The sequence below is a fragment of the Burkholderia metallica genome (assembly GCF_001718555.1).
In the GTDB taxonomy this organism is placed as follows: Bacteria; Pseudomonadota; Gammaproteobacteria; order Burkholderiales; family Burkholderiaceae; genus Burkholderia; species Burkholderia metallica.
On the sequence record NZ_CP013403.1, the window covers coordinates 2,038,418 to 2,065,101 of the forward strand.

The window sequence follows — 26,684 nt, forward strand, 5'->3', positions numbered from 1 at the left end:
GGCCCGCCGTCACGTACCGTCCAGCACCGCCCCGCTCTCGGGCAGCGTCGCGCCGCCGTCGACGACGATCGTCTGCCCCGTGATGTACGCGGCGTCGGCCGATGCAAGAAACAGCATCGCGTTCGCGATATCGTCCGGCTCGCCCAGCCTCGCAAGCGGAATGTCGCGCGCGATCTGCGCGGCGAGCGACGCGTCGCCGAGATTGCCGGCCGCCGGCGTGCGGATCATCCCCGGCTCGACACCGTTCACCGTCACGTTGCGGCGCGCGAGTTCCAGTGCCGCCGCGCGAATGAAGCCGTTCACGCCGGCCTTCGACGCCGCGTAATGCGCGAGTCCCGGGTACGCGACGCGCGGCCCCGTCACCGACGACGTGACGAGCAGCCGCCCCGCTCCCGCGCGCTCGAATGCCGGCAACGCGGCCTGCGCGAGCCAGAACAACGCCGACAGGTTGACCGACAGCGTCCGGTCGAGCGTCGGCTGGTCGATCTGCATGAACGGCGTCAGCGGAAAATACGCGGCATTGTGGACGACGACATCGAGCCGGCCGCCGTCGCGCTCGACCGCCGCGACCAGCGCGCGCAGTTCGTCGCGGCTGGCGGCGTCCACCTGATAGGCGCGCGCGTCGCCGCCCGTGCTCGCGAGCGCGTCGGCCTGCGCGGCGGCGGCCTCGCCGTTCAGGTCGGCCAGCGCGACGAACGCGCCGGATTCCGCGAAGCGGCGCGCGATCGCCGCGCCGATCCCCTGCGCGGCGCCCGTGACGAGGACGACGCGCCCGCTGAAATCCGCACGCAGGCGGCCGCTGCCCGGCACGGCGGTCATCGCGGCGCCTCGCCGCCGAGCGGATGCACAGTGTCGTTCAGCACGAGCGCATGGGCGCCGACCGGGAAGTTCGACAGCGTGCCGAAATCGCCGCCCTGGTAGCCGAAGATCTTGCCGTCGGTCTTGCGCTGCGCGAGGTCGATCAACACGACGCCGAGCGTCGGCACCACTTTTTCGCGCCACACGAACAGGTACAGTTCGTCTGCAATCCTGAAGTAATGACAGCGGTCGACATCGGCCAGCCCGGCTTCGACACCCTGCAGGCACTGCCACGCGTAGAAGTTGTCGTTCAGGTAGATGTGCTCGTAGCATTCGGTCGGGCTGTAGCGGTACATCGTCCGCTTGCCGATCAGCTCGCGCGTGGGCCCGTGCAGCGGCCCCGGCTGCGTGTGGCCGCCGAGCGTGCCGTGCCGGAAACCGGCCTCGACGCCCGTCAGCGCCAGCCCGCGCGCAACTCGCGTGAACGCGTCGATGTGCGTATCGGCTTCGGTCGGCAGCGTGCCGACCACCGACGTCCACACGCCGGCATCGAGATCCATCACGAGACTGACCGACGTCGCGCGCACCGTCGAATCGATGTAGTCGACGAAGTACAGGCCGCCGCGCAGCCGCGTCACGCGGCACGGCTCGCGGCCGCCCGTGTCGGTCGCCGCGTCGCGCCACTGCAGCGCGCCGCGCTCGAACGTATAGATGCGCCACACACCCGATGCATCGCCGAGCGCGAGCGTGCGCCCGGCGAGCGCGTCGACGGGTGCGAGGGTGTTCGCTTCCGGCGCGAAGCCGTCCGCGAGCGCGCCAACCTGAATGAATACCGGATCCTGTCGTTCCACCTGCCGTCTCCCGCGCAGCTTCATGCCCGGCGGGCCGTGTACGCTGCTCATGTGCACATGGTGGGGGCTGCGTGCGCCGCGCGGTATCGGCCAAAAGGATGAAGGGCGCGCGGCGCCGGAACGCGCTAAAGTGCACGAAATCCGCGCCGCGCCCGGCGCGAGGAGCGCACATGCACCGCGTCACCCATTACCGACGGACCGGCGAAGGCATCGAGGCCATCAGCCTCGAATCCGACCGCGCGTTTCCGCGCCACGCGCACGACGAATTCGGGGTCGGCGTGATCGTCAGCGGCGCGCACCGGTCGTGGAGCGGCCGCGGGCAGGTCGACGCACTGGCCGGCGACGCGATCATGGTCAACCCGGGCGAGATGCACGACGGCGCGCCGATCGAGGCCGGCACGGGCCGGCGCTGGCGGATGCTGTACCTCGCCCCCGCGCTGGTCGCGGGTGTCGCGGCGGAAGAAGGTGTCGGCGGCGTCGAGCTCGCCCATCCGGCGGTGCGCGACGCGCGGCTCGCGGCCGCCGTCGGCCGGCTGCATGCGCGCATCGTCGCGGGAGAATCCCCGCCGCTCGCCCGCGACGAGGCGCTCGTGATGCTCGTCGCCGGGCTGCTCGCCCGGCACGCGAACCGCTCGCTGCCGGCGGCGGGCGTCGCCCCGGCGATCCGCATCGCCCGGGAGCGGCTCGACGCGGCGCCGGCCGCGCCCGTTTCGCTCGCCGAACTGGCCGACTTGAGCGGCGTGAGCCGCTTCCAGCTGCTGCGCGGGTTCGCCCGCGAACTCGGCATCACGCCGCACGCGTACCTGATCCAGTCGCGTGCGCGGCTGGCGCGCGCGCTGCTCGCCGGCGGCCTGCCGATCGCCGATGCCGCGGCCGAAGCCGGCTTTGCCGATCAAAGCCACCTGACGCGTGCGTTCGCGCGCCAGTTCGGGATCACGCCGGGGCGGTTCACTCAGGCGGTCTGACGCCACGGCCATGCCGCGTGACGACTGCCATGCGCATGCGAACCCCCTTCGAAGACGTTGCCGCGTCGACGGTAACGATATGCGCCCCGCCGTGGCGCACGCATAGCGAGCGCAAGGGCTTCAAGGCCGAAGTGCTCGAAGCGTCCGACGGCGACGTCGCCGGCATCTGGAACGCGACGGTCAAGGTTCCCGTGCCCGGCACACCAGAGGAGATGCGCCCGAGCACGCTGCAATTTCGTTCAAGACGCGCACGGCTGCGCCACGCGACGATGCGGCGCATGAAGACACGACTGATCGGCTATCTCTATCTCGCCGCCGCGATGGCGGGTGTCGGCAGCACCGTCGTCGCGAGCCGTCTCGCGGCAGGCGGCCTGCCGCCGTTCGCGGCCACGGCGCTGCGCTTCCTGATCGCGACGCCGCTGCTGTTCGCGCTGATGCGCGCGCAGCGCATGCGCTGGCCACGCATCTCCACGCGCGACGCCATGCTGCTGGTCATCCAGGCGGCGGCGGGCGGCGTCGGTTACACGGTGCTGCTGATCTGCGGCACGAAGTTGTCGTCGCCGCTCGATGCGGGCGTGATGCTCGGCACGCTGCCCGCGATGTCGACGCTGATCGCTGCCGTCGTGCTGCGCGAGCGGCAGACGCCGCGCGACTGGATGGCCGCCGCGCTCGCCACGGCCGGTGTGCTGTTCGTCACGTTCGCGCCGGGCCAGGCCATGCCGTCGCTCCGCTCGCTCGCCGGCGACGCGCTGGTGCTGGCCGCGGTCGCGTGCGAAGCGGTGTTCATCCTGCTCAACCGGCGGCTTGCCGCGCCGTGGCCGCCGCTGGCGCTGTCGACCGCGATGTCGGGCCTCGGCTTCGTGCTCGCACTCGTGCCGGCCGCGTTCGAATGGCACGCGGCGGCGACCGGCTGGACCGTCGGCGCGGTGTCGGCGATCGCGTACTACGCGCTGGTGCCGACCGTGCTCGGCTACCTGTGCTGGTATGCGGGTTCGGCCCGCACGAGCGGCACCGAGGCCGCGCTGTTCACGGCGGTCGCGCCGGTCTCGGCCGTGCTGTTCGCGGTCGCGCTGTTCGGCGAAACGCTCAGCGGCACGCGGGTCGCGGGCATCGCGCTCGTCGTCGCGGGTGTGGTCGTCGGCGCGACGCGGCGGCGCGATCCGGCGGCCGGAGCAGCCGGCGCACCCGAAACGCACCCGGTGAATCCGGGTCGGCCAGCCGGCCCCGCACCGACTGCAGCCGACTGATTTGCGCTCATCGTGCCGCTGCCGAAACGGCGGCGGCGCCACCCCGCCGCACGACCTGTCGTCCCCCGCGTCCGCGCCATGCGCGGCCGGCGACTGTAGGAATGTGTCCGCGCATCGCAAAACCGTTGCGCCGCACCCCGCAAGATGCAATATTCGCGTGACCGGGACCTTTGACAACCAACGAACAACAATCCGCCACGCAATGAACAGGAAGGAAGCCAAAACAAGAATCGCGGTGCTGCTGTCCGCGGGAACGAGGAAGGCCGACGCACTGGCCGAACTGTCCGGACAGGGGCTCAAGGATCGCGTGCTCGCGCACCTGATCGCGTCGCGGCCCGACCCCGAACGCTGCCGCAAGAACAAGGTGCACATCCGGATCCTGATCGCTCTCGGCATCGCCCAGCTCGCGATCAGCGTCATGCTCGCGTACTACTTCTTCGCGACGGGTGCCGGCAGTGGCCTGGCGCTCGTGTTCCTCGCATTGACCGTGCCGCTGTCGCTGCTGTTCATCTGGGGCTTTGCGACCAACCGCGTCGGCGCTTACCACGCGTTCATCCTGCTGTCGCTGCTGCAGCTGCCGAAGACCATCGGCGCACTCGGGCGCGATCCGGCAACTGCGTTGCCCGGCCTCGTGATCACGCTTTTGCTGGTGGGCTACGTGTGGTTCGTCCGCAACCGCCTGTTCCCCGACTACGGCTGGTTTGCGCCGCGCAAGGTCGACGGCCGTTACGCGTTCGTCGAGCACGCCTGACGCCACCGGCATCGAATCCGGGCCGTAAAAAAGGCGCCGGGCCGCCCCGCGATTGCGGGACGGCCCGGCGCCTTCGGCATTCCGGAACCAGCTGGCTTACTTGGCCTTTTCAGCCGTATCGCTGATTGCTTGGCCGCCCTTCGAAAGGTCCTGCCCCACGCCGGCAACCGTGTTGCAACCGGCAAGCGCGGCGGTCACCACCAGCAGCATTGCAGCAATCGTACGCGTCATTCTCATTCTCCTTGGAATCAACATGCCCGACGGGCGAATCGTGTTCGGCATGGCGCCCGGCAACATGCCGGGCACGGGGCCTGACCTGATTATACGGAGACGGCCGCCGCGCACGCCAGTACAAAGCCGCCACATGTCATCTGGGCCCCACAACCGGTTCGCGCAGATTTTTCTTGACTTCAACGCGCCACGAACTAATATACGCACCGCGTATATTTTCGTCAGGAGCCGCCGATGACCGTTCCCCAGCAAGCCTTCCTTCGCGACGCCATGCGCCGCCTCAACATGACCCGCGAAGCGTTCGCCAATCGCATCGGCGTCAGCCGGCGCGCGCTGGACACCTGGCTGTTGCCCGACGATTCGCAGGAATCGCGCGGGATGCCCGAGATCGTCGAGCGCTTCGTCTCGGAAATCGTCGAGCGCGCCACACCGGAAGGCGGTGAATATACGCAAAGCGTAGACAACCAGGGGCTCGCGAAGCAGTTCTTTTTTGAAGGCAAGCCGCAACTGCTGTCGGTCGACCAGTTCTCGCGGGACTCGGTCGAGGCGCTGTTCCGCGTGGCCGACGTGATGCAGCCGATCGCGCGCCGCCACAAGATTTCGCGCGTGCTGGAAGGCGCGGTGCTCGGCAACCTGTTCTTCGAGGCCAGCACGCGTACGCGCGTCTCGTTCGGCGCCGCCTTCTGCCGGCTCGGCGGCTCGGTGTGCGACACGACGGGCTTCACGTTCTCGTCGATGGCAAAGGGCGAATCGATCTACGACACGAGCCGCGTGATGGCCGGCTACGTCGACGCGCTGGTCATCCGCCATCCGGAGAAAGGCTCCGTGGCCGAATTCGCCCGCGCGACCAACCTGCCGGTGATCAACGGCGGCGACGGCCCCGGCGAGCACCCGAGCCAGGCGCTGCTCGACCTCTATACGATCCAGCGCGAATTCTCGCGGCTCGGCAAGATCGTCGACGGCGCGCACATCGCGCTGGTCGGCGACCTCAAGTACGGCCGCACCGTGCATTCGCTCGTGAAGCTGCTCGCGCTGTACCGCGGGCTCAAGTTCACGCTCGTGTCTCCGCCGACGCTCGAGATGCCGGCCTACATCATCGACCAGATCGCGACCAACGGGCACGTGATCGAGCAGACGACCGACCTCGCGGCCGGGCTGCACGGCGCGGACGTCGTCTATGCAACGCGGATCCAGAAGGAGCGCTTCACCGACGAGTCGTTCGAAGGCTACACGCCGGATTTCCAGATCAACCAGGCGCTCGTCGACACGGTGTGCAAACCTGACACGTTGATCATGCACCCGCTGCCGCGCGACAGCCGGCCCGGCGCGAACGACCTGTCGGTCGACCTGAACCGGGACCCGCGCCTCGCGATCTTCCGCCAGACCGACAACGGGATTCCGGTGCGGATGGCGATCTTCGCGGTACTGCTCGGCGTCGAGAACCTCGTTCAGCATTCGATGCGCGACGCGACGTGGCGCCCGCCGGCGTACCTCGGGCCGGAAGACGCGGTGTTTCACGGCGTCGATTGAGCAGGAACAGCCGGGGCGCGCCACGCGGCGCACCACGCTCAACGGCAAGCGCGCCGGGCTGCCCGGCGCGCTTTATTTTTTGCGCGCGGCAAACATGGCGGCAATCGGCGCCTAAGACGCCCACGGATCGATCACGCGCAAGCCGACCGCCTGAAATGGCGCGACGTCGCGCGTCGCAATCATCAATCCGTTCGCCTCGGCCGTCGCGGCAATGAAGCAGTCTGCGGGCGCGATCGCACTGCCCGCAGCCCGGGCCCGCGCGCGAAGACCCGCATACGCTTTGCTCGCCGCATCGTCGAACGGCAGGATCCGGCCGCGAAACAACGGCACGACTCGCTGCTCGATGCTTTGATGCAACCAGTCGCGCCGGCGCCCTTCCGGCAGCGCCGCGACGCCGGACCGCATTTCGGCAAGACTGATCGCGGCAACGAATAGCGTCTCGACGTTCTGCGCATCGAGCCACTCGATCACGGCCGCACTCGGCTCGCGCCGCAGCGGCTCGGACATGACGTTCGTGTCGACCAGAATCATTCGAAGCTCATCGGACCGGTTGGCGTCTTGTCGCGTTGAACGTCGAAATCGACACCTCCCGCCTCCCGCCCGATTTCCGCCAGCAGCGTTCCCAGCTTCAGCCGACCGACCGGCAATACCGCCTGCTCGAGAATGTCACGCACTTCCGCTTCGGTACTGCGCCCGTGCTGGGCCGCACGAATCCGAAGCGCCCGATGCACTTCATCGGGCAAATTCCGAACGGTAATGACAGGCATGATGCACCCCGAGACGATTGCTTTCAATGCAGTCATATTATCACCTTGCTGTCATTGCTGGCGAGCCGCGATGCCATCACTCTAAACCGCCCCGGAAGCCCGTCATACCTGGCCGAACGGCCATCGCCCCGCCCCGCGGGCCGCAACATTCGTCAACAATTCCACAACAAACGAGAACAAGAACGCTTCTCATTCAAGTTGAAATTACATAGAATGCCGGCTGAAAACAAATCGTAATAATTCCCGGCGGCATGCACATTTCCGCAGCGCCCCCGGGCCACACCGCGAGGTCGAAGCGCACCATGAAGTCACGTCCCGACGAGCTGAAGCTCGGCAAGTTCACCACCCTGTGCAGCGTGCTCGCCGCGAGCCCGGCGTTCGCGGCGGACGGCACGCCGCCGCCCGCCCCGACCGGCACCGACGGCCATCTCGCACCGATCGAGGTCCAGGGCAAGGCCGAGCACAGCTACAAGGCCGACTTCTCCGCGTCCGCGAAATTCACCGCGCCGCTCGTCGATACCCCGAAATCCGTCACCGTGATTCCGCAGGAACTGATCCGGAACAGCGGCGCGTCGACGCTGACCGAAGCGCTGCGCACCACGCCCGGCATCACGTTCGGCGCCGGCGAAGGCGGCAACCCGCTCGGCGATCGTCCGTTCATCCGCGGCTACGACACGCAGGGCAGCATGTTCGTCGACGGCATGCGCGACACGGGCGCCACCACGCGCGAGATCTTCAACACCGAACGCATCGAGATCACCAAGGGTTCCGACGGCGCATTCGGCGGCCGCGGCGGCGCGGGCGGCAGCATCAACCTGATCACGAAGGCCCCGCATCTCGGCACCACCGCCGCCGCGAGCGCGGGCCTCGGCACCGACCGCTATCGCCGCTTCACGGCCGACGGCAACTGGCAGTTCGCCGATCACGCCGCGTTCCGCCTGAACCTGATGAGCCACAACAACGACGTCGCCGGCCGCGACGCGGTCAACAACGAGCGTTGGGGCGTCGCGCCGTCGATCGCGTTCGGCCTCGGCACGCCGACGCGCGTGACCGCGAGCTACTACCACCTGTCGACGGACGACATGCCGGACGGCGGCATCCCGTACTTCTACACGACGTCGAACAAGCCCGCGAACGTCGGCACGATCTATCCGGCGCCCGTCGATCGCCACAACTTCTACGGCCTGATCGACCGCGACTTCCGCAAGACCACGTCGGACATCAGCACGATCAGGATCGAGCACGACATCACGTCGTCGCTGACGGTCCGCAACACCACGCGCTACACGGAATCCACGCAGGACTACATCTGGACGCAGCCGGACGACAGCCAGGGCAACGTGGTGAACGGCAAGGTCTGGCGCCGCAACAACAACCGCGACAGCTCGATCAACAGCATCGCGAACCTGACCGAGCTGTTCGGCGAATTCCGCACCGGCCCGTTCAAGCACAGCTTCACGACCGGCATCGAGCTGTCGCGCGAATGGGGCAAGCGCGATTCGTACACGGTCGCGACCGGCACCGGCAAGATCTGCCAGCAAGGGATCGGCACCGCGTCGGGTTACAACTGCACGAGCCTATGGTCGCCGAATCCGAACGATCCGTGGGCCGGTTCGATCACGCGCAACAACGACTACGCGCATGCGCGCACCACGACGAAGTCGATCTACGGCTTCGACACGATCGAGATCACGCCGCGCTGGCAGGTCAACGCCGGCGTGCGCGTCGACGACTACTCGACCCGCTTCACCGACACCCAGGCCAACGGTGGCAAGACCTACACGCGCGACGACACGCTCGTGAACTGGCAGGCCGGCCTCGTGTTCAAACCGGCGCAGAACGGCAGCATCTACGCGTCGTATGCGACGTCGTCGACGCCGGCCGGCATGCTGCTCGGCGAAGGCAGCGAAACGCAGTCGCTCACGCCGGGACGCGGCGGCGTCGGCTCGAACGCCGATCAACTGTCGCCGGAAAAGAACCGCAGCATCGAGCTCGGCACGAAGTGGAACGTGCTGAACGACAAGCTGTCGCTCACCGGCGCGCTGTTCCAGATCGACACGACGAACGCGCGCGTGACGCTGCCGAACAACCAGTACGCAATGGTGGGCAACAAGCGCGTGCAGGGTCTCGAGCTCGGCGTCGCCGGCCAGATCACCAAGCAGTGGCAGGTGTTCGGCGGCTATACGTACATGAAGAGCGAGTTGCGCGACAACGGCAAGGACATCGCGAACAACGGCAACCGCTTCCCGAACACGCCGAAGCACAGCTTCACGATGTGGTCGAACTACGACGTGACGCCGAAATTCACCGTCGGCGGCGGCGCGTTCTACATGTCGGAAGTGTTCGGCGATCCCGCGAACCTGCGCGCGGTGCCGTCGTACTGGCGCTTCGATGCGATGGCGCAGTACCGGATCAACAAGAAGCTCGACCTGCAGCTGAACGTGAACAACCTGTTCAACCGCACCTACTTCGACCAGGCGTATCCGGCGCACTATGCGTCGATCGCACCGGGCCGCTCGGCGTTCGTCACGCTGAACGCGCGCTACTGATCGATGGAGGCCGTGTCGCTGAAGGCGCTCGCGTCGGTGTCGCCGCGCGAGTTCGCGGACATCCTGGCCGGGCCGCCCGAGCGCGCCGCCGCGTGGGTCGCGGCGGCGGCCGACAATGGCATCGTCGATGCGCAGGCCGTCTACGGGCAATACCTGCTCGACGGGCATGGCGTCGCGCGCGATCCGGCGGCCGCGTTCAACTGGTTCCGGCATGCGGCGCGCGCCGCCCACCCGATGGCGATGAACATGCTCGGCCGCTGCTACGAGTTCGGCTGGGGCACGGCCGCGTGCGCACCGGTCGCCGTGTACTGGTACCGGCTCGCCGCGCAGGCGGGGCTCGACTGGGGCATGTACAACTACGCGACGGCGCTCGCGCTCGGCAACGGCGTCGACGAGAACCGCGCCGACGCGCTCGACTGGTTTCGCCGCGCGGCCGCGCTCGGCCATGCGAAGTCGATCAACCTGATCGGCGGTTTCTACGAGGATGGCTGGGTCGTACCGGTCGACACCGACGCCGCGTTCGACCACTATCGTCGCGCCGCGGTTGCCGGCGACTTCCGCGGCCAGTTCAATTACGCACGACTGCTTGGCGAACGCGGGCACATCGACGAGGCACTCGAATGGCTCGCGCATGTGCCGGCCAGCGCGACGCCCGCGTTCGTCGCGAAGATGGTCGCGTATCTCGCATCGTCGCCGATCGACGCATTTCGTGCGGCGGCGCTGCAACTGCGGCCGCACACCCCGGCCATGGAATCCGCAACATGATGCTTCATATCCCCGGCGTACTGACCAGCACGCAGGTCGCGCAATGCCGCGAACTGCTCGATGCCGCCGAATGGGTCGACGGCAACGCAACGTCCGGTGCGCAATCGGCGCTCGCGAAGCGCAACCGGCAGTTGCCGGAGCACTCGCCCGCCGCGCGCGCGGTCGGCGATGCGATTCAGGATGCGCTCGCGCGCAACGCGCTGTTCTTTTCGGCCGCGCTGCCGCTGAAGGTGTTTCCGCCGCTGTTCAATCGCTATGAAGGCGGCGAGACGTTCGACACGCATGTCGACAACGCGATCCGGCTGCTGCGCGGCACGGATTTCCGCGTGCGCAGCGATCTGTCGGCGACGCTGTTTCTCGAAGAACCCGATGCGTATGACGGCGGCGAGCTGTGCGTCGAGGATACGTACGGTACGCATCGCGCGAAGCTGCCGGCGGGCGATCTCGTGCTGTATCCGGCATCGAGCCTGCATCGGGTGACGCCGGTGACGCGCGGCGAGCGTGTCGCGTCGTTCTTCTGGATTCAGAGCATGGTGCGCGACGATGGCGACCGCACGCTTCTGTTTCAGCTGGATACGCAGATTCAGACGCTTTCCGCCGAGAAAGGGGCGAAGGATCCGATGGTCATTTCGCTCACCGGGATTTATCACAACTTGTTGAGGAAGTGGGCGGATGCGTAGCGCCTGATGCAGGCGTTCGTCATAGCGACGTGAGGATCACTCCAACCCAAGCCAAGGCGTAGGTAATTTGGGGGTGGAAATGAAATTTGATGCGAACAAAATCCGGCGTATGGTTCACGGGTACTGACGAGCCGATCGACGGATTCGCTGGTTTGCGTATCAGCGCAGAGGCCAAGCGCGGAACTTGGTCGAAACAAGTCACCGCTCAAGGGTGGCGATCCATCACAACCATCTGACGAAGTGGGCGAATAGGCATCCCAACGCGTGACACTGCCCGCGCCCCGAGCTTGCACCGTACCGTCATCGATGACTAAAATGACCATCGTCAAATGACCATGCTCATATCATGATGCCGCACGCTCCCGTATCGAAATCCGAATTCAAGGCCCGCGCACTCGAATACTTCCGGCTCGTCGAAGCGTCCGGAGAAAGCCTGATCGTCACCGATCACGGCAAGCCGACGCTCGAAATCCGGCCCTACCACGCACGCGACGCTCAGCCGTTGGAGATATTGCGCGGTTCGGTCATGCGCTACGACAATCCTCTCGATCCGATTGCGGAAGATGATTGGGAGGCGTCGCGGTGATCGTGCTGGATACGCATGCATTGGTGTGGTGGGTGGCGGGCGATTCGTCGCTCAGCAAGAAGGCGAAAAGCGCGATCGATCGCGCGCGCAGCGAAGGCGCGCTCGCGGCATCAGCGATTTCCGCATGGGAGATTGCGATGCTGGTGCGCAACGAGCGTCTTGCGCTGACGATGGATGTCGACGCGTGGCTCGCCACCGTCGCGCAGATCGACGGCATGCGCTTCGTGCCCGTCGACGCCGACATCGCCGCGAAATCCACCGACCTGCCCGGCACGTTCCACAAGGACCCGGCCGATCGCATGATCGTCGCGACCGCACGGCGTCTCGGCGCGCCGCTCGTCACCCGCGACGAAAAAATCCGCGCCTACGCGCACGTCAAGACGCTCTGGTGAGCGTCATCCGCCCGAGGGCGCAACGGCTGCGCATACGCTGCCGGACTCTGGCATATTGGCGATTCATCTGACAAAAACGACCTCGGCCGGCCCGCCTCGGCGCCGGCGCGCGGCCCGCAACCGTCATCGCGCCAGTTCGTCCGCTATCGTGATATCGCTCTCCGATCCCGTTGTCCGGTCGATCGCCCTGCTGGAATCGCACGAAGGGTTTGTCGATCTCGAAGGTTTCCATGACCGCATCGCCGTCGACCTCAATCCCCGCAACGCCCCAGGCAAAAGCCCGCATTTCCTGAAAGTGCGTCGTGGCGTGGCGCAACGGCTGGTCGCCGCCGCGCACGCGCTGCCCGACGGCCTGCGCCTCTACGTGAAGGAGGGCTATCGTCCGCCGGCCTTGCAGCGCCACTACTTCGCCGGGCACCTCGCGCACCTGCGCCAGACGCTGAATCCGCTGCCGGACGAACACACACTGATCGCCCTCGCGAGCCACTACGTCGCGCCGCCGGAAGTCGCCGCCCATCCGACGGGTGCGGCCGTCGACCTGACGCTGATGTCGGCGGAAGGCACCGAACTCGACATGGGCTGCGTGCTCGACGCCACCGACCAGGAATCGTCCGGCGCGTGCTACACGCACAACCCGTTCATCAGCCGCGCAGCCGCCCGCAATCGCCAGGTGCTGATCGCCGCGTTGACGGGCGCCGGCCTCACGAATTACCCGTCGGAATGGTGGCATTGGTCATTCGGCGACCGCTATTGGGCCGTCATGCACGATCAATCGCACGCGATCTACGGCCCCGTCGAGGAAAACATGCTCGACGAAGCCGCGCGCTGACATTCTTTCCGACGAAATGCGCCCGTCCCGGTAACATCCGCACTTGCCGATCCCCGTGTGCTCCCGCACAATCGCAGCACCTGTCTCATTCCCTCCGCGCCGATGCCCTATGCGTCACTCGCCACCGGCGTCCTGCTCGCCGGCGGCCTCGGTCAACGCTTCGATCCGAGCGGCCTGCACAGCAAACTCCTCGCGCTGCTTCCCGACGGCACGCCGGTGGCGGTCGCGGCCGCCCGCCATCTGGCGGCGGCCACGGCCGACGTGATCGCGGTCGTGCGTCCCGGTGCCGAAAAACTCGCGATGCTGCTGAACGAAGCCGGCTGCCACGTCGTCTACGCACCCGACGCCGAGCGCGGCATGGGCGCGAGCCTCGCCGCCGGCGTGCGCGCGACGCCCGACGCGAACGGCTGGCTCGTCGCGCTCGGCGACATGCCGTGGATTGCGGCTTCCACCTACGAAACCGTCACACGCGCGCTCGACGCCGACGACGCATCGATCGTCGCGCCCGCGCATCGCGGCGTGCGCGGCCATCCGGTCGGGTTCGCCGCGCACCACTTCGATGCGCTCGCCGCCCTCGACGGCGACACGGGCGCCCGAGCGCTGTTCGCCAGCGCACCGGTCAGGCTGCTCGACGTCGACGATCCCGGCATCGTGCGCGACGTCGATACGCCGGCGGATTTGCGCTGAACGGGCGCGCGCGAAGCGCATACTGCAACGCATGCGCCGCTTCCGCGAGGCAGATATCCGCAAGAAAGCCGCCCCCGCACGGATTGCGCAGACGCCGGACCACCCGCTGCAAGAATCCCGCAGCAAACGCACGCCCGATTGGCTATAACGGAGACGAGGCGCACCCGCCGCGCCACCGCCGTCACGCACTGCGCGAGTTCTCCATGAGCGACCACACGACCCCGACGCCCGAGCCCCCTGCCGACCCGAACCGCGACCCGGAAGACGACCCCCTGTGGTCGCCGCCCGGCCATCACGACAACCCGCAGCAGCCGGACGGACCGCCGAGCAAGGACCCGGTCTAGCGGCAACGCGGCAGCGCCGCGCACTCGCCGCCGGTTCCGGCCACGCGCCGTCTCCGCACGCCGTCGTCTAGCGCGCCGTATACCCCCCGTCGATCGGCAGCGAAACACCGCTGACCATCGACGCCGCATCGCTCAGCAAGAACAGGATCGGCTCGACGACCTCGTCCGGCTCCGCAAATCGGCCGAGCGGAATCGCGGCCAGCATCGGCGCACGCTTTTCCGGTTCGCTCCACGCGAACTGCGCCATCGGCGTGAGCGTGACGGTCGGGTTCACGCTGTTCACACGAATGCCGTGCGGCCCGAGTTCGATGCACAGCACGCGCGTGATCGCGTCCATCGCCGCCTTCGACGCGCAATAGCTCAGATGCGCGGGCAGGCCGACGAGCGCGGCCTGGCTCGATACGTTGACGATGCTGCCCCGCGCGTGCGCGACGCCGCGTGCGTCACGCGCGATCATCTTCCGCGCGACGGCCCGCGCGACGAGCGCCGCGCCGCGCGCGTTGACGGCCATCACGCGATCGAAATGCGCGGCGCTCACGTCGAGCGCCGCTTCGAGCGATGCGATCCCCGCACAGTTCACGAGGCCGTCGAACCCATCGTATGCGCCGATCCCCGCGTCGATCGCCTGCTCGTCTGCGCCGACATCCAGGCGCAGCGTCTCGCATCCGGTCTCGCCGGCCAGCGCGTCGAGCGCAGCCGTGTCGCGCCCCGCCGCGACGACCTGCGCGCCGGCCTGCACGAGCGCGACCGCGCACGCGCGCCCGATCCCGCTCGACGCGCCCGTGACGAGCACCCGCGAACCGCTGAAATCGAATCGTGTCTTCATGATGGCGTGTGCAACCCGTGCATGATCGGTTGGAGCGCCGGATACAGCGCCGTATAAAGCGCAAAGCGCGCCGCATAGGCTTTCGCGCGTTCGGCATCGGGCCGCGCGCGCTCGACGAGCGTGACCCATCCGCGCTGCGCGTCGTCGTGCGACACGAGCCCGGCGCCGACGCCCGCGAGCAGCGCGGCGCCCATCGCGGCTTCGACGTCCTGCTCGATCGTCCACACCGGGAAGCCCGTCACGTCCGCGATGATCTGCATCCACAGCGCCGAATGCGCGGCGCCCCCGACGACGATCAGCCGGTCGTCGAGCGCCGTCGCACCGCGGCGCCCGGCCTCGATGTTGTGCCGCAACGCGAACGCGACGCCTTCGAGCACCGCGCGATACAGGTGCGCGCGCGTATGCGCGAGGCTCAGCCCGACGAACGCGCCGCTCGCCTTCGCGTCCCACACGGGGCTGCGTTCGCCCATCAGGTACGGCAGGAACAGCACGCCGTCGGCGCCCGGCGGCACGCTTTCAGCCGCCTCCTCGAGCAGCGCATGCGGGTCGCCGTGCGGCAGCAGGCGCGCCGCATCGATTTCGGCCTGACAGAACTGGTCGCGAAACCAGGCAACCGACGCGCCTGCCGTGATCGCCCCGCCGAACACGTACAGGTCGCGCTGCCCGTTGAACACGTGCGGCATGCTGACGAGCCCGTGACGCGCATCGACGTGCCGGCTCACGTAGCCCCAGCACATGCTGGTACCGATCATCGCGACATGCTGCCCCGTGCGCGTCGCGCCGGCCGCGAAGGTCGCGACGGCCGCATCGACGCCGCCCGCGACGACGGGCGTGCCCGCCGGCAGCCCGAGTTGCTCCGTCCATTGCGACAGCAGCCCGCCGACGACGTCCGTCGATTCGACGAGCCGCTCGGGCATCATCGTCGCCGGAATGCCGAGCATGTCGAGCGCGTCGTCGGACCACTCGCGGCGCGCGACGTCGTACACGCCGCCGATGTTGCCTGCCGAGCTGTGATCGACCGCGACCTCGCCGGTCAGCAGATAGATCACGTACGCGTTCGGCGGCAGGAAATAGCGCACGTTCGCCCACACGTCGGGCCGCTGGCCGCGCAGCCACAGCATTTTCGTGAAGCCGTAATAGCTGTCGACACCGTTGCCGGTGATCACGCGCAGCCGCTCGACGTTCACGTTCGCGTTGACCCAGTCGACTTCCGCGGTCGCGCGCCGGTCCATCCAGATCAGGCACGGATGAAGCGGCCGCATGTCGCTGTCCACCGGAATGCCCGAGCCGCCGTACAGGCTGCCGACGCACACCGCGCGAATCGCGTCGGCCGGCACGCCCCGCGCGCGCGCATCGCTCACGCAGCCCGCGATGCACGCGAGCACGGCATCGAACCACACCTGCGGCCATTGCTCGGCCCATAGCGGGCGCGGCGTATCGGGCTGGTAGCCGGCCGAGCGCCGCGCGACGATCGTGCCGTGCCGGTCGACCAGCAGCGCCTTGGTGCTCTGCGTGCCGATGTCGACGCCTATGACGTAGTCCATGATGTCTCCGGTGAGGCGCAACCGTCAGTTCGCCGGCTTCAGCAGCACCTTGATCGATTCGGGCGATTTCGCGACGCGGATCGCGTCGTCCCAGTCCTCGAGCGCGAAATCGTGCGTGACGATGCCTTTCGACGTGACGAGCCCGCGCGCGAGCAAATCGATCGCGATCGGGTAACAGTAGGGCCCCAGGTGCGCGCCGCGCACGTCGAGCTCCTTGCGATCGCCGATGATCGACCAGTCGACGGTCGCGTCCTCGCCGAACACGCTGAATTCGACGAAGCGGCCGAGCTTGCGGATCAGGTCGAGCCCCTGGCTCACGCCGACCGGCGCGCCGGTCGTCTCGATGTAGACGTCGCAGCCGTAGCCGTCGGTGAGCGACCTGACGATCTCGCGCGCATCGTCGCGCTTCGGGTTGATCGTCACGTCGGCGCCGTACTCGCGCGCCAGTTCGAGCCGCTCGTCGATCAGGTCGATCACGACCAGCTTCTTCGGCGTCTTCAGGTGCGCGACCTGCGTCATCATCAGCCCGAGCGGGCCCGCGCCCGCGATCACGACCACGTCGTCGAGCTGGACGTCGCCGCGGTTCACCGTGTGGATCGCGCACGACAGCGGCTCGATGATCGCCGCATCCTCGAGCGACACGCCGAGCGGAATCCGGTGGACGATCGCGGTCGGCGGAATGCGCATGTATTCGGCCATGCCGCCGTCCGCGACCTCGCGCTGGAAGCCGAAGATGTTGTGCACTTCGCACATCCAGTACTGGCCCGACTTGCAATAGCGGCACTTGCCGCACGGCACGATCTGCTCGGCGATCACGCGGTCGCCGAGCGCCACGCCGAAGTGCTCGGCCGCGCCTTCGCCGAGCGCTTCGACGTAGCCGAAGAATTCGTGGCCGGGTATCACGGGCGCCTTCACCCACGGGCTCGGGCCGCCCCAGAACATCTTCGCGCCCGTATAGCACTTGCAGTCGCTCGCGCAGATTCCGCATGCGGCAATGCGGATCACGAGCTCGTTCGCGCCGGGGCGCGGCTTCGCGACCTGTTCGACGCGATAGTCCTCGGGGCCGTGGCAGACGACCGCGGTCATCCGCGGCGGGGCTTCGGGTGTCGTCATGGGTTGTCTCTTTCGTGGATGATATGGATTGCCGATGAATCGGTCGTTACCGCGACCGTTCCCGGCTGATATAGATCGCGAGCAGGATGATTCCGCCCTTGATCACGTTCTGCACATACGGGTTCACGCCGATCATGTTCAGCCCGTTGTTGAGCACGCCGAGCAGCAGCGCGCCGACCAGCGTGCCGAGGATCGCGCCGCGCCCGCCCGAGATCGACGTGCCGCCCATCACGACGGCCGCGATCGCGTCGAGCTCGAAGCCCACGCCCGCGTTCGGCTGCCCGCTCATCAGCCGTCCGGTCAGCACGATCGCGGCGAGCGCCGACGTGAGCCCGGCCAGCGTGTAGACGATCAGCTTCACGCGCGCGACGCGCACGCCGGTGAGCCGCGTCGCCTGTTCGTTGCCGCCGATCGCATACACGTAGCGGCCGAACGGCATCCGGTCGAGCAGCAGCCACGCGATCGCGTAGACCGCGAGCATGATCAGAACCGGCGCCTGAATGCCGAGCACCTTGCCGCTGCCGAAGAACGCGACCCAGTCGGGCAAGCCGTCGATCGGGTAGCCGCCCGTGTAGATCAGCGCGAGGCCGCGCGCGATGCCCATCGTCGCGAGCGTGACGATGATCGGCGGCATCCCCGCGAACGCGACGAACACGCCGTTCAGGAAGCCGAAGCCGAGGCCGACCGCAATGCCGATCGCGAGCGCGGCCGCCGCGTTGACGCCCGCGACCATCAGCCCGGCCGCGAGCGTGCCCGACAGCGCCATCACCGAGCCGACCGACAGGTCGATCCCGCCGGTCAGGATCACGCAGGTCATGCCGACCGCGATGATCGCGTTGATCGACACCTGCCGCAGCACGTTCTCGAGGTTCGCGGCGGACAGGAAGCTCGGGCTCGCGATCATCATCGCGATGCACACGACGACAAGGCCGACGAGCGGATAGAACAGCGTCGAGCGGCGCAACTGCGCCCACATCGCGCGCGGCGGCGGTGCGGCGCCGTTTCCGTCGGCCGCGAGCGTCGTGGAAGGCGTGGAAGAAGAATCAGGCAGGTTCATGGGTCGCTCCTCGCGTGCCGGCCGTGGCATAGGTCATGACCGTGTCGGGATCGATCTCGTCGCCTTCGAGCGTCGCCTCGATGCGGCCCTGCCGGAACACGGCGACGCGATCGCACATGCCGACGATCTCCGGCAGTTCGGACGAGATCATGATGATGGCGTAGCCGCGCGCGGTGAGTTCGCGCATCAGCCCGTAGATTTCGGCTTTCGCGCCGACGTCGATGCCGCGCGTCGGCTCGTCGAAGATCAGCACCGACGTGTGATGGTTCAGCCAGCGCGCGATCACGACCTTCTGCTGGTTGCCGCCGGACAGCGTCGCGACCTCGGTGTGGATCGACGGCGCCTTCACGCCGACGCGCCGCATCACGTCGTGCGTCGTGCGCGCCTCGCCGCGGCGGTCGATCAGCCAGCGCATCGACCGGTACTTGCCGAGGTTGTTCAGCGAAATGTTGTCGCGGATCGAGAACGACGTGACGAGCCCTTCCGTCTTGCGGCTCTCCGGCAGGATGCCGATGCCCGCGCGCAGCGCGTCGGCCGGGTCGGCGAGCTTCGCGGCCGCGCCGCGCACCCGCACGTCCTTGCGATGCGCGCGCGTCGCGCCGATCACCGCGAGCGCGGTCTCGGTGCGGCCCGAGCCGACCAGCCCGGCGAACCCGAGGATTTCGCCGGCATGCAGCGTGAAGCGGTTCACCGGGCCGCCGCGCTCGATCTGCAGCGCGTCGACCTCCAGCACCCGCGGCGCATCGGCCGCACGCGCCGGCTTCGGCGGAAAGCTGCTTTCGATCCGGCGGCCGACCATCATCCGCACCAGTTGCTCGACGTCGGTGTGCGCGACGTCGGTCGTCGCCACGTACTGGCCGTCGCGCAGCACCGTGATGCGATCGCACACCGCGAAGATCTCGTCGAGGTGGTGCGAGATGAAGATCATCGCGACGCCCTGCCGCTTCAGCTCCCGCATGATCGCGAACAGGTGTTCGGCCTCGGCCGGCGTGAGCGTCGCGGTCGGTTCGTCGAGGATCAGGATGCGCGCGTCGAGCGACAGCGCCTTACCGATCTCGACGAACTGCTGCTGCGCGACCGACAGCGTGCGGATCGGCGCATCGAGATCGATCGCGACGCCGAGCCGCGCGAAGATCCGGGCCGCCGCGTCGCGCATCCGCCTGCGATCGCGCGCGCCCCAGCGATTGCACAGTTCGCGGCCGAGGAACAGGTTGTCGACGGCGTCGAGGTGCGGAATCAGGCTGAACTCCTGGAACACGATGCCGACGCCCGCCGCGACCGCGTCGCGATAGTCCGCGAAACGACGTGGCGCGCCGTCGATCTCGATCGTGCCAGTATCCGGCTGATGAATGCCGCACAGAATCTTCATCAGCGTCGACTTGCCCGCGCCGTTCTCGCCGAGCAGCGCGTGAATCTCGCCGCGTACGATCTGCAGATGAATGTCGGACAGCGCCTTCACGCCCGGAAAGCTTTTCGTGATGTGGCTGAGCCTGAGTATCGTGTCCATCGGCTTCTCCGTACGAGGGGCGCCGGCCGCGCCGCCGCCCTTCGCGTCGCATCGCACGTCGTTCACCAGCTGAAGCCCTTCGCATTGCCGCGATCGACGACCTTCACGTCGACCGGGATCGCCTTCGGCACCGTCGCGCCCCACTTGCGCGCGATCGCGATGCCGAGCGCGATGCGCACCTGGTCGGCCGGGAACTGCGCGGTCGTCTCGATGAACTTCGAATTCGGCTTCTGGATCGCGGCGATCGCCTCGGGCGCACCGTCGACGCTCGTCAGCTTGATGTCCTTGCCGGAGCCCTCGATCGCGGCGAGCGCGCCCATAGAGCCGCCGTCGTTCACGCTGAAGATGCCCTTCAGGTTCGGATGCGCGGAGATCATGTTTTCGGTGACCGACAGCGCGCTCGCGCGCTCCTGCTTGCCGTTCTGCGTGTCGACCAGCTTCACGTTCGGGTATTTCGCGAGCCCCGCCTTGCAGCCGCGCACGCGTTCGAGAATCGGCACGACCGGAATGCCGTCGAGGATCGCGACCTCGCCGCTGCCGCCGATCGCTTTCGCGAGGTAGTCGCACGACATCACGCCCGCGTCGTAGTTCTTCGAGCCCACGAACGAATCGACCGGGCCGTTCGCGTTCGCGTCGACGGCCACGACCACCGCGCCGGCTTTCTTCGCCTGCGTGATCGCCGACTGGATGCCGGTCGAATCGGTCGGGTTCACGAGCAGGATGTCGATCTTCTTCTGCAGCATGTCCTCGACGTCGCTCACCTGCTTGCTGACGTCGTGATGCGCGTCGGTGACGACGACCTGCGCGCCGATCGACGCGGCCGCGTCGTTCAGCGCCTTCTGCATCGTCACGAAATACGGGTTGTTCAGCTCCTGGAACGTCATGCCGATGCGCAACGGCGCGGCGTGCGCGGCGGCGGGCAACAGCGCCGCAACGGCGAGCGCGGCAACGGCCGCGATGCGGGCGGCGCGACGAGGGAATGAAGCGGATGAGGCGTGCGTCATGACGGTGTCTCCAATCGTGTGCGGCTTTTTCGTGGGTGAATGCGCCCCTCGCGACGTGAACGGCGCGATCGGCTGGGTAAAACGGGGTGGAAAAATTCAGGCGGGCCGCGGCCCGGCGATCATCCCGGCTGCGGCGCGAGCGCCGGCACGCCGGGCGTGACGACGCGCGGCGGCAGCGGATTGCCGGTGGGCGCCGCATGCAGCGCCAGGTCTCGGCTGCGCGCGTTCAGGCGTTGCAGCGCGCGGAATTCGGACGGCGCCATCCCCTTCAGCGCGCGGAACTGGCGGTTGAAGTTCGACACGTTGTTGAAGCCGGCCTGGAAGCAGATGTCGGTGATGCTCGCGTCGTCGGCGAGCAGCATCTGGCACGCGGATTCGATCCGCAGACGATTCACGTACTGGACGAACGGCATGCCCGTATGGCGATGGAACGCGCGCGAAAACGCGCTGACGCTCTGCCCGGTCAGTTGCGCGAGTTCGGATTCGCGCAGGTCGGACGCAAGGTTCTTGCCGATGTAAGACAGCGCATGGCTGAGCCGCGTGGGCGTGACGTCGGCCTGATCGTACGCGGGGCTCGCGAGCAGCGTGCGTTCGGCCGCGCCGCAAAGGCGTTCGAGGATCGTCATGAACAGCGCGATGCGGCGCATGCCGCGCGCCGTCAGCAGTTCGTCGAACAGCGGCGCGATCGCGGCGCTGGTTGCCGCGTCGAAACCGACGCCGCGCCGCGCATCGTCGAGCAGCGCCTGCGCGTCGCGGCATTCGGGAAACGCGTCCATGCAGCGGCGCACGAACGCGGGATCGAACTGGATCACGAGATTGCGGCGTTCGACGGTCTCGCCTTCGGCCATGTCGCTGACCCAGTTGTGCGGCAGGTTCGGGCCGAGCAGCACGAGATGGCCGGGGCCGAACGAGCCGATGTGGTCGCCGACGAAATACTTGCCGCGGGTCGCGACGATCAGGTGCAGTTCGAATTCGGGGTGGAAGTGCCAGCGGATCGTGCGATACGGATAGCCGTGCGACCACACCTTGAACGACTCGTCGCGTCGCACGTCGACCACTTCCAGATCGGGGTGCATCATGTTGGCGTCTCCATTCCCATGTCTCGTCGGCCGGCCTCGTCGGCTGCGCCGCGCGTTTCACGCGGCGACGCGGCCGGTCGCATGGGAAGCAATGTAGGTCGATCGAGCGCGCGGCTCCACCAACTTTACGCCTGATTTCCGATACTTTTTTGCGCATTCCGGCCGCAAACGGCGCCGGACGGCAAATTTGTGCAGCGCGCAAAGGCCGGGCGGCCGCGCGCGCCGGCGCTCATGCGCCCGCGTGCTCGCGCGCGGTACGTACTTCGTACGCCTTCAGGTGGTTGTACGCGATCCGCAGCAGCGACAGCGCATCGGCCGACTGCGGGTCGCGGCGCGCGAGCAGGTCGCCGATCACGTGATCGGCTTCGACGCGCGCATGATTCTCGACGTCGCGCAGCATCGACGCGGTCAGCGGCGACGGCGTCAGCACCATCTTCTGCATCCGCTCGATCGCCGCCGGTTCGGGCCGGTGGCCGTTGTGTTCGGCGATCGCGCTGCATTCGGCGAGCATCGTCTCGAGCAGGCGGCGGCCGTCCGGCGCGGCGAGAATGTCGCCCACCGAGCCGCGAAACAGCGACGTGCTCGCGGCGAGCGTCGCGAGGAACACCCACTTTTCCCACATCCGCGCGGCCACGTCGTCGCTGAGCGTCGCATCGAACCCCGCGCCGCCGAGCACGTCGGCCAGCGCGCGCACGCGCGGCGATTCGCCGCCCGCGAGTTCGCCGAAGGTGACCCCGTGCGTGTCGTTCAGGTGCACGATGCGCTGCTCGCGATCGAGCGTCGCCGCGATAACGCACAGCCCGCCGAGCACCTGCGCGGCGCCGAAGCGCTCGCGCAGCACGTCGAGATGGCGCATGCCGTTGAGCATCGGCAGGATCAGCGTCTGCGGGCCGACGAACGGCGCGAACGAGCGAATCGCATCGTCGAGGCTGTACGCCTTGCAGCTCAACAGCACGAGGTCGAACGGCGCGACGCCGGCGCCGGCATCGCCCGCGCGCACGGTCTGCACGTTCGCGAGCGTCAGGTCGCCGCGCGGGCTGCGGATCAGCAGCCCGTCGCGCGCGAGCGCGGCCGCGCGGCCGTCGCGCACCAGGAACGTCACGTCGCGCCCCGCCGCGGCCAGCCGGCCGCCGAAGTACCCGCCGACCGCGCCGGCCCCTACCACCAGAATTCGCATCGTTGCCTCCTTTCGGTTTCATTCGCCGTCGCGCCGCCACGCCGAACGCGGCGCGCACGCGATCGCCCCGACAGTATAGCGATGCGCGTTATGCATATGCATAGATACCCGTTTCGACGTGGGCGGCACCGGCAACGGTACCGGTTCCTAGGGATAACCCGTCTACGGCGATGCCCGCGCGGCGCCGTCAAGACACTTATCCCGTCACGCCGCTCCGGCGAGCTTCCACGACCGACTGACCGACCTCACACCATGCGCCAACTTTCCCTGAATCAGAAACTCGCTTCGATGATCGTCATTCTCTGGCTCGGCCTGCTCGTGATTGCCGGGCTCGGCGCATGGCAGACGCGCGCGTCGATGATCGCGGACCGCCGCGACCAGCTCGCGTCGCTGGTCGCGCAGGCCGCGAGCGTGACCGACCATTTCTACAAGCTGTCGCAGCAGAACGCGCTGCCGGAAGCAGACGCGAAGCAGAAGGCGCTCGAGGCGATCGCCGCGATGCGCCACGGCGCCGACGGCTACATCTCGATCAACGACTCGAAGCCGGTGATCGTGATGCATCCGATCAAGACCGAGCTCAACGGCAAGGACGTGTCGAATTTCGCCGATCCGAATGGCAAGCACCTGTTCGTCGAGATCGTGAAGGCCGGCAACGCGGACGGCGGCAAGGGCTTCGTCGAGTATCTGTGGCCGAAGCCGGGCGCCGACAAGCCGCAGGAAAAGACCAGCGCCGTGCAGCGCTTCGCGCCGTGGGACTGGTATCTCGTGACCGGCATGTACATGAACGACGTGCGCTCGGCCGTGCTCGAAAGCATCGGCCGCTGGCTCGCGATGACGGCCGTGCTCGGCGGGATCGCGACCGCCGTGATGGTGCTGGTGCTGAAGAGCGTGCGCGCGAACCTCGGCGGCGAGCTGGAAGTGGCGCTCGACGCCGCGCAGCGCATCGCGCAGGGCGACCTGACCGCGCACGTCGCCGTGAAGCACGACGATCGCGGCAGCCTGCTGCACGCGCTGCATACGATGCAGAGCGGGCTGATCGACATGGTGTCGCGCGTGCGGACGGGCACCGAGAACATCAACGTCGGCGCGAGCGAGATCGCGTCCGGCAACACGGACCTGTCGCAGCGCACCGAGGAACAGGCGGCCGCGCTCGTGCAGACGGCGTCGAGCATGGACCAGATGACCGCGAACGTGAAGCAGAACGCGGACAGCGCCGCGCAGGCCGCGTCGCTCGCGAGCCAGGCCGCGCAGGTCGCGACGCGCGGCAGCGCGGTGGTCGACGACGTCGTGCGCACGATGAACGAAATCACCGACCGCTCGCACAAGATCGGCGACATCATCGGCGTGATCGACGGAATCGCGTTCCAGACCAACATCCTCGCGCTGAACGCGGCCGTCGAGGCCGCGCGTGCGGGCGAACAGGGCCGCGGCTTCGCGGTGGTCGCGGCCGAAGTGCGCTCGCTCGCGCAGCGCTCGGCGACGGCCGCGAAGGAAATCAAGTCGCTGATCGTGTCGTCGAACGAGACCGTCGAGCAAGGCGCGACGCTCGTCACGAACGCCGGCGAAACGATGGCCGAGATCGTGCAGTCGGTACGGCGCGTAAACGAAATCCTCGACGAAATCAGCCATGCGTCGCGCGAACAGAGCGCCGGGATCGAGCAGGTCAATCGCGCGGTGGGCGAGATGGATCAGGTCACGCAGCAGAACGCGGCGCTCGTCGAAGAGGCCGCGGCCGCCGCGCATTCGCTGCGCGACCAGGCCGAGGCGTTGCGCGACGCGGTGACGCGCTTCGCGCTGCCGCCCGCGTGACGGCGGCCGCCCGGCGCGCGCCCGCTCACGCGGCGCCGCCGGGCCTCGATGCCGCGGCGGCGCCGGTGCCCAGCCCGAGCCCCGCCGCGCGCTGGATCAGCTCGACGTCGTTGTTCGCGCCGAGCTTCCTCATCGCGCTGATCTTCTGCGCGCTGACCGTCTGCTTGCCCTTGCTCAGGCGCTGCGCGATCGTCTTGATCGGCACGCCCGACAGATACAGGCGAATGACCTCGATCTCGCGCGCCGACAGCTTCACGGGCACTTCGCTGCGCTCGCCGATCGCGTCGACCGCGCGCCTGACGAGCGGCGACAGGTAGCGCCCGCCGCTGTAGCTCGAATGAATGGCCGTGACGATATGGCCGACCTCGTCGAACTTGCTGACGATGCTCACGCCGCCGATCGCGAGGATCGATCCGAAGATCAGCGGATTCTCGTTCGCGACCAGCGTGACGACCCTGACGTTCGGACGCATGCGCCGCAGCCAGTCGAACAGCGCGAGACCGTCCATCCGCTCGTCTCCGGGCGTCGCATAGTCGACCAGCACGACGTCGCAGTCGACGCCGCCGAGCGACGCGACCAGTTCGGCCGCACTCCGGTAGACCGCGACGAGCTCGATCGCACAGCCGCTGCCCGCGACCTGCTCGATCCCGGCCAGCGTCAACGGCCAGTCGTACGCGACAACCACACGAACATTGAATTTCCTCATGCACGGTTCCTGGTGAATCATCGGCCGCGCGACGCGAAACGCGCGCGGCCGATTGAGCGTTGAAAGGACGTTCAGGATATTTTTATCCTGAACGTCGATTCTATGAAGCCGTGTGCGGTCGGGATATCGGACGGCATCGGGATCGGCCGTCCGGGACGTAATACGAGTTTGATATTTGCGTCGGTTCGAGACGCCGACATACGACGATCGGCAGCGGCGAGCATCGGCCGGATGGCCGACGTCGCGGGTCGTCCGGGCCACGCGGCCGGCCAGCAGGTAAAATTGCCCCCTTTGCATGCCGCGCCGGGCCACCGGCGGCGAGCGACGCGCCGATGCCGGCCGCGCGCCGCCGCCCGTCGGCCGGCTGCCCGACTTCCTCCGCTCCTCATGACCGAATCCGACCTGCAACCCGACGACACCACCCTCCACGAAGACGGCCTCTGGCGCGACAACGGCTGGACGGCCCGCATCATCAAGAACGAGGACGACGACGGCTGGGCCGTCGAGATGATCAAGGACGGCGAGTCCGAACCCGCGCTCGTCGGGCCGTGGACCATGGGCCGCGACAAGAAGAACCCGAAGCCGATGGACGCGAACGCGTTCCGCACGCTCGTGAAGACCGCGACCGAGGTGCTGATGCGGCACGAGCAGCAGCGGCGCGCGATGCTGCACAAGGAAGTGACGGTTCAGGGCGACGACGGCCACGAGGTGTCGGTGACGCTCGACATCGTGCCGGACGAATTCGAGCCGTACGCGCAGCTCAAGGCCTTCGATCCATACGGCGAGCTGCTGGCCGACGCGAAGGTGTCGGCCGGATTCAAGCTCAACAAGGCCAGCGCCGAGCGCTGGGTCGCATCGGGCTTCGAGCGGCCGGCCGGCTGATCGCGCGC

27 protein-coding genes are annotated in these 26,684 nt (G+C 67.9%); 13 read left to right on the forward strand and 14 right to left on the reverse strand.

The genetic code is table 11. The features are described from left to right. Positions 1 to 9 precede the first annotated feature (9 nt). Both WJ16_RS28635 and WJ16_RS28640 read right to left on the reverse strand, forming a co-directional pair. The gene (locus WJ16_RS28635; RefSeq protein ID WP_069260369.1) at positions 10 to 819 is read right to left on the reverse strand and encodes an SDR family oxidoreductase; all 810 of its coding nucleotides are present in this window, start codon (positions 817 to 819) and stop codon (positions 10 to 12) included. Further along, positions 816 to 1,649, reverse strand: a complete 834-nt coding sequence (locus tag WJ16_RS28640; RefSeq protein WP_069261190.1) for a molybdenum cofactor biosynthesis F family protein — start codon at positions 1,647 to 1,649, stop codon at positions 816 to 818. The genes WJ16_RS28635 and WJ16_RS28640 overlap by 4 nt, the downstream gene beginning before the upstream one ends. 170 nt (positions 1,650 to 1,819) lie before the next feature. Between WJ16_RS28640 and WJ16_RS28645 the strand changes: the two genes are divergently transcribed. The 3 genes from WJ16_RS28645 to WJ16_RS28655 all read left to right on the forward strand — a co-directional run bounded on the left by WJ16_RS28645 (position 1,820) and on the right by WJ16_RS28655 (position 4,612). Next, on the forward strand, positions 1,820 to 2,614 hold the full coding sequence (locus WJ16_RS28645; protein WP_069260370.1) for an AraC family transcriptional regulator: 795 nt from the start codon (positions 1,820 to 1,822) through the stop codon (positions 2,612 to 2,614). A 278-nt stretch (positions 2,615 to 2,892) separates the two neighbouring features. Next, positions 2,893 to 3,861, forward strand: a complete 969-nt coding sequence (locus tag WJ16_RS28650) for a DMT family transporter (protein WP_069261191.1) — start codon at positions 2,893 to 2,895, stop codon at positions 3,859 to 3,861. A gap of 202 nt (positions 3,862 to 4,063) precedes the next feature. Continuing rightward, complete coding sequence (locus WJ16_RS28655; RefSeq protein ID WP_069260371.1) at positions 4,064 to 4,612, forward strand: permease; 549 nt, start codon at positions 4,064 to 4,066, stop codon at positions 4,610 to 4,612. A 96-nt stretch (positions 4,613 to 4,708) separates the two neighbouring features. Here WJ16_RS28655 and WJ16_RS28660 read toward each other — a convergent pair whose 3' ends face one another. Then, positions 4,709 to 4,843, reverse strand: coding sequence for an entericidin A/B family lipoprotein (locus WJ16_RS28660; protein ID WP_069261192.1), 135 nt, complete (start codon positions 4,841 to 4,843; stop codon positions 4,709 to 4,711). Positions 4,844 to 5,077: 234 nt separating this feature from the next. Here WJ16_RS28660 and WJ16_RS28665 point away from each other — a divergent pair, with 234 nt between their 5' ends. Beyond that, positions 5,078 to 6,373, forward strand: a complete 1,296-nt coding sequence (locus tag WJ16_RS28665; RefSeq protein ID WP_069260372.1) for an aspartate carbamoyltransferase — start codon at positions 5,078 to 5,080, stop codon at positions 6,371 to 6,373. Between the two features lie 111 nt (positions 6,374 to 6,484). Here WJ16_RS28665 and WJ16_RS28670 read toward each other — a convergent pair whose 3' ends face one another. Next, positions 6,485 to 6,904 (reverse strand): type II toxin-antitoxin system VapC family toxin, encoded by a 420-nt coding sequence (locus WJ16_RS28670; protein WP_069260373.1) that lies wholly within the window; start codon positions 6,902 to 6,904, stop codon positions 6,485 to 6,487. Beyond that, complete coding sequence (locus WJ16_RS28675; protein WP_069261193.1) at positions 6,901 to 7,140, reverse strand: FitA-like ribbon-helix-helix domain-containing protein; 240 nt, start codon at positions 7,138 to 7,140, stop codon at positions 6,901 to 6,903. The genes WJ16_RS28670 and WJ16_RS28675 overlap by 4 nt, the downstream gene beginning before the upstream one ends. 302 nt (positions 7,141 to 7,442) lie before the next feature. Here WJ16_RS28675 and WJ16_RS28680 point away from each other — a divergent pair, with 302 nt between their 5' ends. From WJ16_RS28680 to WJ16_RS28710, 7 genes are all read left to right on the forward strand, one after another. Further along, positions 7,443 to 9,689 carry a TonB-dependent receptor gene (locus WJ16_RS28680; protein ID WP_069261194.1) on the forward strand — a complete coding sequence of 749 codons (2,247 nt, stop codon included), beginning with the start codon at positions 7,443 to 7,445 and terminating at the stop codon, positions 9,687 to 9,689. Between the two features lie 3 nt (positions 9,690 to 9,692). Continuing rightward, on the forward strand, positions 9,693 to 10,454 hold the full coding sequence (locus WJ16_RS28685; RefSeq protein WP_069260374.1) for a tetratricopeptide repeat protein: 762 nt from the start codon (positions 9,693 to 9,695) through the stop codon (positions 10,452 to 10,454). Further along, a complete protein-coding gene (locus tag WJ16_RS28690) occupies positions 10,451 to 11,134 on the forward strand; it encodes a Fe2+-dependent dioxygenase (protein ID WP_069260375.1) in 684 nt (227 codons plus the stop codon). The genes WJ16_RS28685 and WJ16_RS28690 overlap by 4 nt, the downstream gene beginning before the upstream one ends. 346 nt (positions 11,135 to 11,480) lie before the next feature. After that, complete coding sequence (locus WJ16_RS28695; RefSeq protein WP_084636128.1) at positions 11,481 to 11,720, forward strand: type II toxin-antitoxin system Phd/YefM family antitoxin; 240 nt, start codon at positions 11,481 to 11,483, stop codon at positions 11,718 to 11,720. Continuing rightward, positions 11,717 to 12,112, forward strand: coding sequence for a type II toxin-antitoxin system VapC family toxin (locus tag WJ16_RS28700; RefSeq protein ID WP_069261196.1), 396 nt, complete (start codon positions 11,717 to 11,719; stop codon positions 12,110 to 12,112). Before WJ16_RS28695 ends, WJ16_RS28700 begins: the two co-directional genes overlap by 4 nt. Positions 12,113 to 12,419: 307 nt before the next feature. Beyond that, on the forward strand, positions 12,420 to 12,941 hold the full coding sequence (locus tag WJ16_RS28705) for a M15 family metallopeptidase (RefSeq protein ID WP_236858343.1): 522 nt from the start codon (positions 12,420 to 12,422) through the stop codon (positions 12,939 to 12,941). A gap of 102 nt (positions 12,942 to 13,043) precedes the next feature. Continuing rightward, positions 13,044 to 13,628 (forward strand): nucleotidyltransferase family protein, encoded by a 585-nt coding sequence (locus WJ16_RS28710; RefSeq protein WP_069260376.1) that lies wholly within the window; start codon positions 13,044 to 13,046, stop codon positions 13,626 to 13,628. Between the two features lie 411 nt (positions 13,629 to 14,039). Here the strand turns inward: WJ16_RS28710 and WJ16_RS28715 are convergent, their stop codons facing one another. The 8 genes from WJ16_RS28715 to panE all read right to left on the reverse strand — a co-directional run bounded on the left by WJ16_RS28715 (position 14,040) and on the right by panE (position 23,279). Then, on the reverse strand, positions 14,040 to 14,798 hold the full coding sequence (locus tag WJ16_RS28715) for an SDR family oxidoreductase (protein WP_069260377.1): 759 nt from the start codon (positions 14,796 to 14,798) through the stop codon (positions 14,040 to 14,042). Next, the gene (locus WJ16_RS28720; protein WP_069260378.1) at positions 14,795 to 16,342 is read right to left on the reverse strand and encodes an FGGY-family carbohydrate kinase; all 1,548 of its coding nucleotides are present in this window, start codon (positions 16,340 to 16,342) and stop codon (positions 14,795 to 14,797) included. The genes WJ16_RS28715 and WJ16_RS28720 overlap by 4 nt, the downstream gene beginning before the upstream one ends. Positions 16,343 to 16,366: 24 nt before the next feature. Next, the gene (locus tag WJ16_RS28725) at positions 16,367 to 17,455 is read right to left on the reverse strand and encodes an alcohol dehydrogenase catalytic domain-containing protein (RefSeq protein ID WP_069260379.1); all 1,089 of its coding nucleotides are present in this window, start codon (positions 17,453 to 17,455) and stop codon (positions 16,367 to 16,369) included. Positions 17,456 to 17,501: 46 nt separating this feature from the next. Further along, the gene (locus WJ16_RS28730; protein WP_069260380.1) at positions 17,502 to 18,512 is read right to left on the reverse strand and encodes an ABC transporter permease; all 1,011 of its coding nucleotides are present in this window, start codon (positions 18,510 to 18,512) and stop codon (positions 17,502 to 17,504) included. Further along, a complete protein-coding gene (locus WJ16_RS28735; RefSeq protein WP_069261198.1) occupies positions 18,499 to 20,019 on the reverse strand; it encodes a sugar ABC transporter ATP-binding protein in 1,521 nt (506 codons plus the stop codon). Before WJ16_RS28735 ends, WJ16_RS28730 begins: the two co-directional genes overlap by 14 nt. A gap of 62 nt (positions 20,020 to 20,081) precedes the next feature. Continuing rightward, entirely contained in the window at positions 20,082 to 21,023 is a 942-nt protein-coding gene (locus WJ16_RS28740) for a substrate-binding domain-containing protein (protein WP_069260381.1), read from the reverse strand. Positions 21,024 to 21,142: 119 nt separating this feature from the next. Beyond that, entirely contained in the window at positions 21,143 to 22,102 is a 960-nt protein-coding gene (locus tag WJ16_RS28745; protein ID WP_069260382.1) for an AraC family transcriptional regulator, read from the reverse strand. 229 nt (positions 22,103 to 22,331) lie between these two features. Further along, positions 22,332 to 23,279: a 2-dehydropantoate 2-reductase gene (gene panE, locus WJ16_RS28750; RefSeq protein WP_069260383.1), complete on the reverse strand. Its 948-nt coding sequence runs from the start codon at positions 23,277 to 23,279 to the stop codon at positions 22,332 to 22,334. 252 nt (positions 23,280 to 23,531) lie between these two features. On the opposite strand from panE, the gene WJ16_RS28755 reads away from it, so the two are divergent. Further along, on the forward strand, positions 23,532 to 25,088 hold the full coding sequence (locus WJ16_RS28755) for a methyl-accepting chemotaxis protein (protein WP_069260384.1): 1,557 nt from the start codon (positions 23,532 to 23,534) through the stop codon (positions 25,086 to 25,088). Between the two features lie 25 nt (positions 25,089 to 25,113). Here WJ16_RS28755 and WJ16_RS28760 read toward each other — a convergent pair whose 3' ends face one another. Next, positions 25,114 to 25,794, reverse strand: a complete 681-nt coding sequence (locus WJ16_RS28760) for a LuxR C-terminal-related transcriptional regulator (protein ID WP_069261199.1) — start codon at positions 25,792 to 25,794, stop codon at positions 25,114 to 25,116. 387 nt (positions 25,795 to 26,181) lie between these two features. Between WJ16_RS28760 and WJ16_RS28765 the strand changes: the two genes are divergently transcribed. Then, complete coding sequence (locus WJ16_RS28765; protein WP_069260385.1) at positions 26,182 to 26,676, forward strand: hypothetical protein; 495 nt, start codon at positions 26,182 to 26,184, stop codon at positions 26,674 to 26,676. The last annotated feature ends 8 nt before the right edge of the window (positions 26,677 to 26,684 follow it).

Coding starts and splice junctions, on each gene's coding strand:
- WJ16_RS28635 (WP_069260369.1), bottom strand. CDS start 819: ATGACCGCCGTGCCGGGCAGCGGCCGCCTGCGTGCGGATTTCAGCGGG.
- WJ16_RS28645 (WP_069260370.1), top strand. CDS start 1,820: ATGCACCGCGTCACCCATTACCGACGGACCGGCGAAGGCATCGAGGCC.
- WJ16_RS28650 (WP_069261191.1), top strand. CDS start 2,893: ATGAAGACACGACTGATCGGCTATCTCTATCTCGCCGCCGCGATGGCG.
- WJ16_RS28655 (WP_069260371.1), top strand. CDS start 4,064: ATGAACAGGAAGGAAGCCAAAACAAGAATCGCGGTGCTGCTGTCCGCG.
- WJ16_RS28660 (WP_069261192.1), bottom strand. CDS start 4,843: ATGACGCGTACGATTGCTGCAATGCTGCTGGTGGTGACCGCCGCGCTT.
- WJ16_RS28665 (WP_069260372.1), top strand. CDS start 5,078: ATGACCGTTCCCCAGCAAGCCTTCCTTCGCGACGCCATGCGCCGCCTC.
- WJ16_RS28670 (WP_069260373.1), bottom strand. CDS start 6,904: ATGATTCTGGTCGACACGAACGTCATGTCCGAGCCGCTGCGGCGCGAG.
- WJ16_RS28675 (WP_069261193.1), bottom strand. CDS start 7,140: ATGCCTGTCATTACCGTTCGGAATTTGCCCGATGAAGTGCATCGGGCG.
- WJ16_RS28680 (WP_069261194.1), top strand. CDS start 7,443: ATGAAGTCACGTCCCGACGAGCTGAAGCTCGGCAAGTTCACCACCCTG.
- WJ16_RS28685 (WP_069260374.1), top strand. CDS start 9,693: ATGGAGGCCGTGTCGCTGAAGGCGCTCGCGTCGGTGTCGCCGCGCGAG.
- WJ16_RS28690 (WP_069260375.1), top strand. CDS start 10,451: ATGATGCTTCATATCCCCGGCGTACTGACCAGCACGCAGGTCGCGCAA.
- WJ16_RS28695 (WP_084636128.1), top strand. CDS start 11,481: ATGATGCCGCACGCTCCCGTATCGAAATCCGAATTCAAGGCCCGCGCA.
- WJ16_RS28710 (WP_069260376.1), top strand. CDS start 13,044: ATGCCCTATGCGTCACTCGCCACCGGCGTCCTGCTCGCCGGCGGCCTC.
- WJ16_RS28715 (WP_069260377.1), bottom strand. CDS start 14,798: ATGAAGACACGATTCGATTTCAGCGGTTCGCGGGTGCTCGTCACGGGC.
- WJ16_RS28720 (WP_069260378.1), bottom strand. CDS start 16,342: ATGGACTACGTCATAGGCGTCGACATCGGCACGCAGAGCACCAAGGCG.
- WJ16_RS28725 (WP_069260379.1), bottom strand. CDS start 17,455: ATGACGACACCCGAAGCCCCGCCGCGGATGACCGCGGTCGTCTGCCAC.
- WJ16_RS28730 (WP_069260380.1), bottom strand. CDS start 18,512: ATGAACCTGCCTGATTCTTCTTCCACGCCTTCCACGACGCTCGCGGCC.
- WJ16_RS28735 (WP_069261198.1), bottom strand. CDS start 20,019: ATGGACACGATACTCAGGCTCAGCCACATCACGAAAAGCTTTCCGGGC.
- WJ16_RS28740 (WP_069260381.1), bottom strand. CDS start 21,023: ATGACGCACGCCTCATCCGCTTCATTCCCTCGTCGCGCCGCCCGCATC.
- WJ16_RS28745 (WP_069260382.1), bottom strand. CDS start 22,102: ATGATGCACCCCGATCTGGAAGTGGTCGACGTGCGACGCGACGAGTCG.
- panE (WP_069260383.1), bottom strand. CDS start 23,279: ATGCGAATTCTGGTGGTAGGGGCCGGCGCGGTCGGCGGGTACTTCGGC.
- WJ16_RS28755 (WP_069260384.1), top strand. CDS start 23,532: ATGCGCCAACTTTCCCTGAATCAGAAACTCGCTTCGATGATCGTCATT.
- WJ16_RS28760 (WP_069261199.1), bottom strand. CDS start 25,794: ATGAGGAAATTCAATGTTCGTGTGGTTGTCGCGTACGACTGGCCGTTG.
- WJ16_RS28765 (WP_069260385.1), top strand. CDS start 26,182: ATGACCGAATCCGACCTGCAACCCGACGACACCACCCTCCACGAAGAC.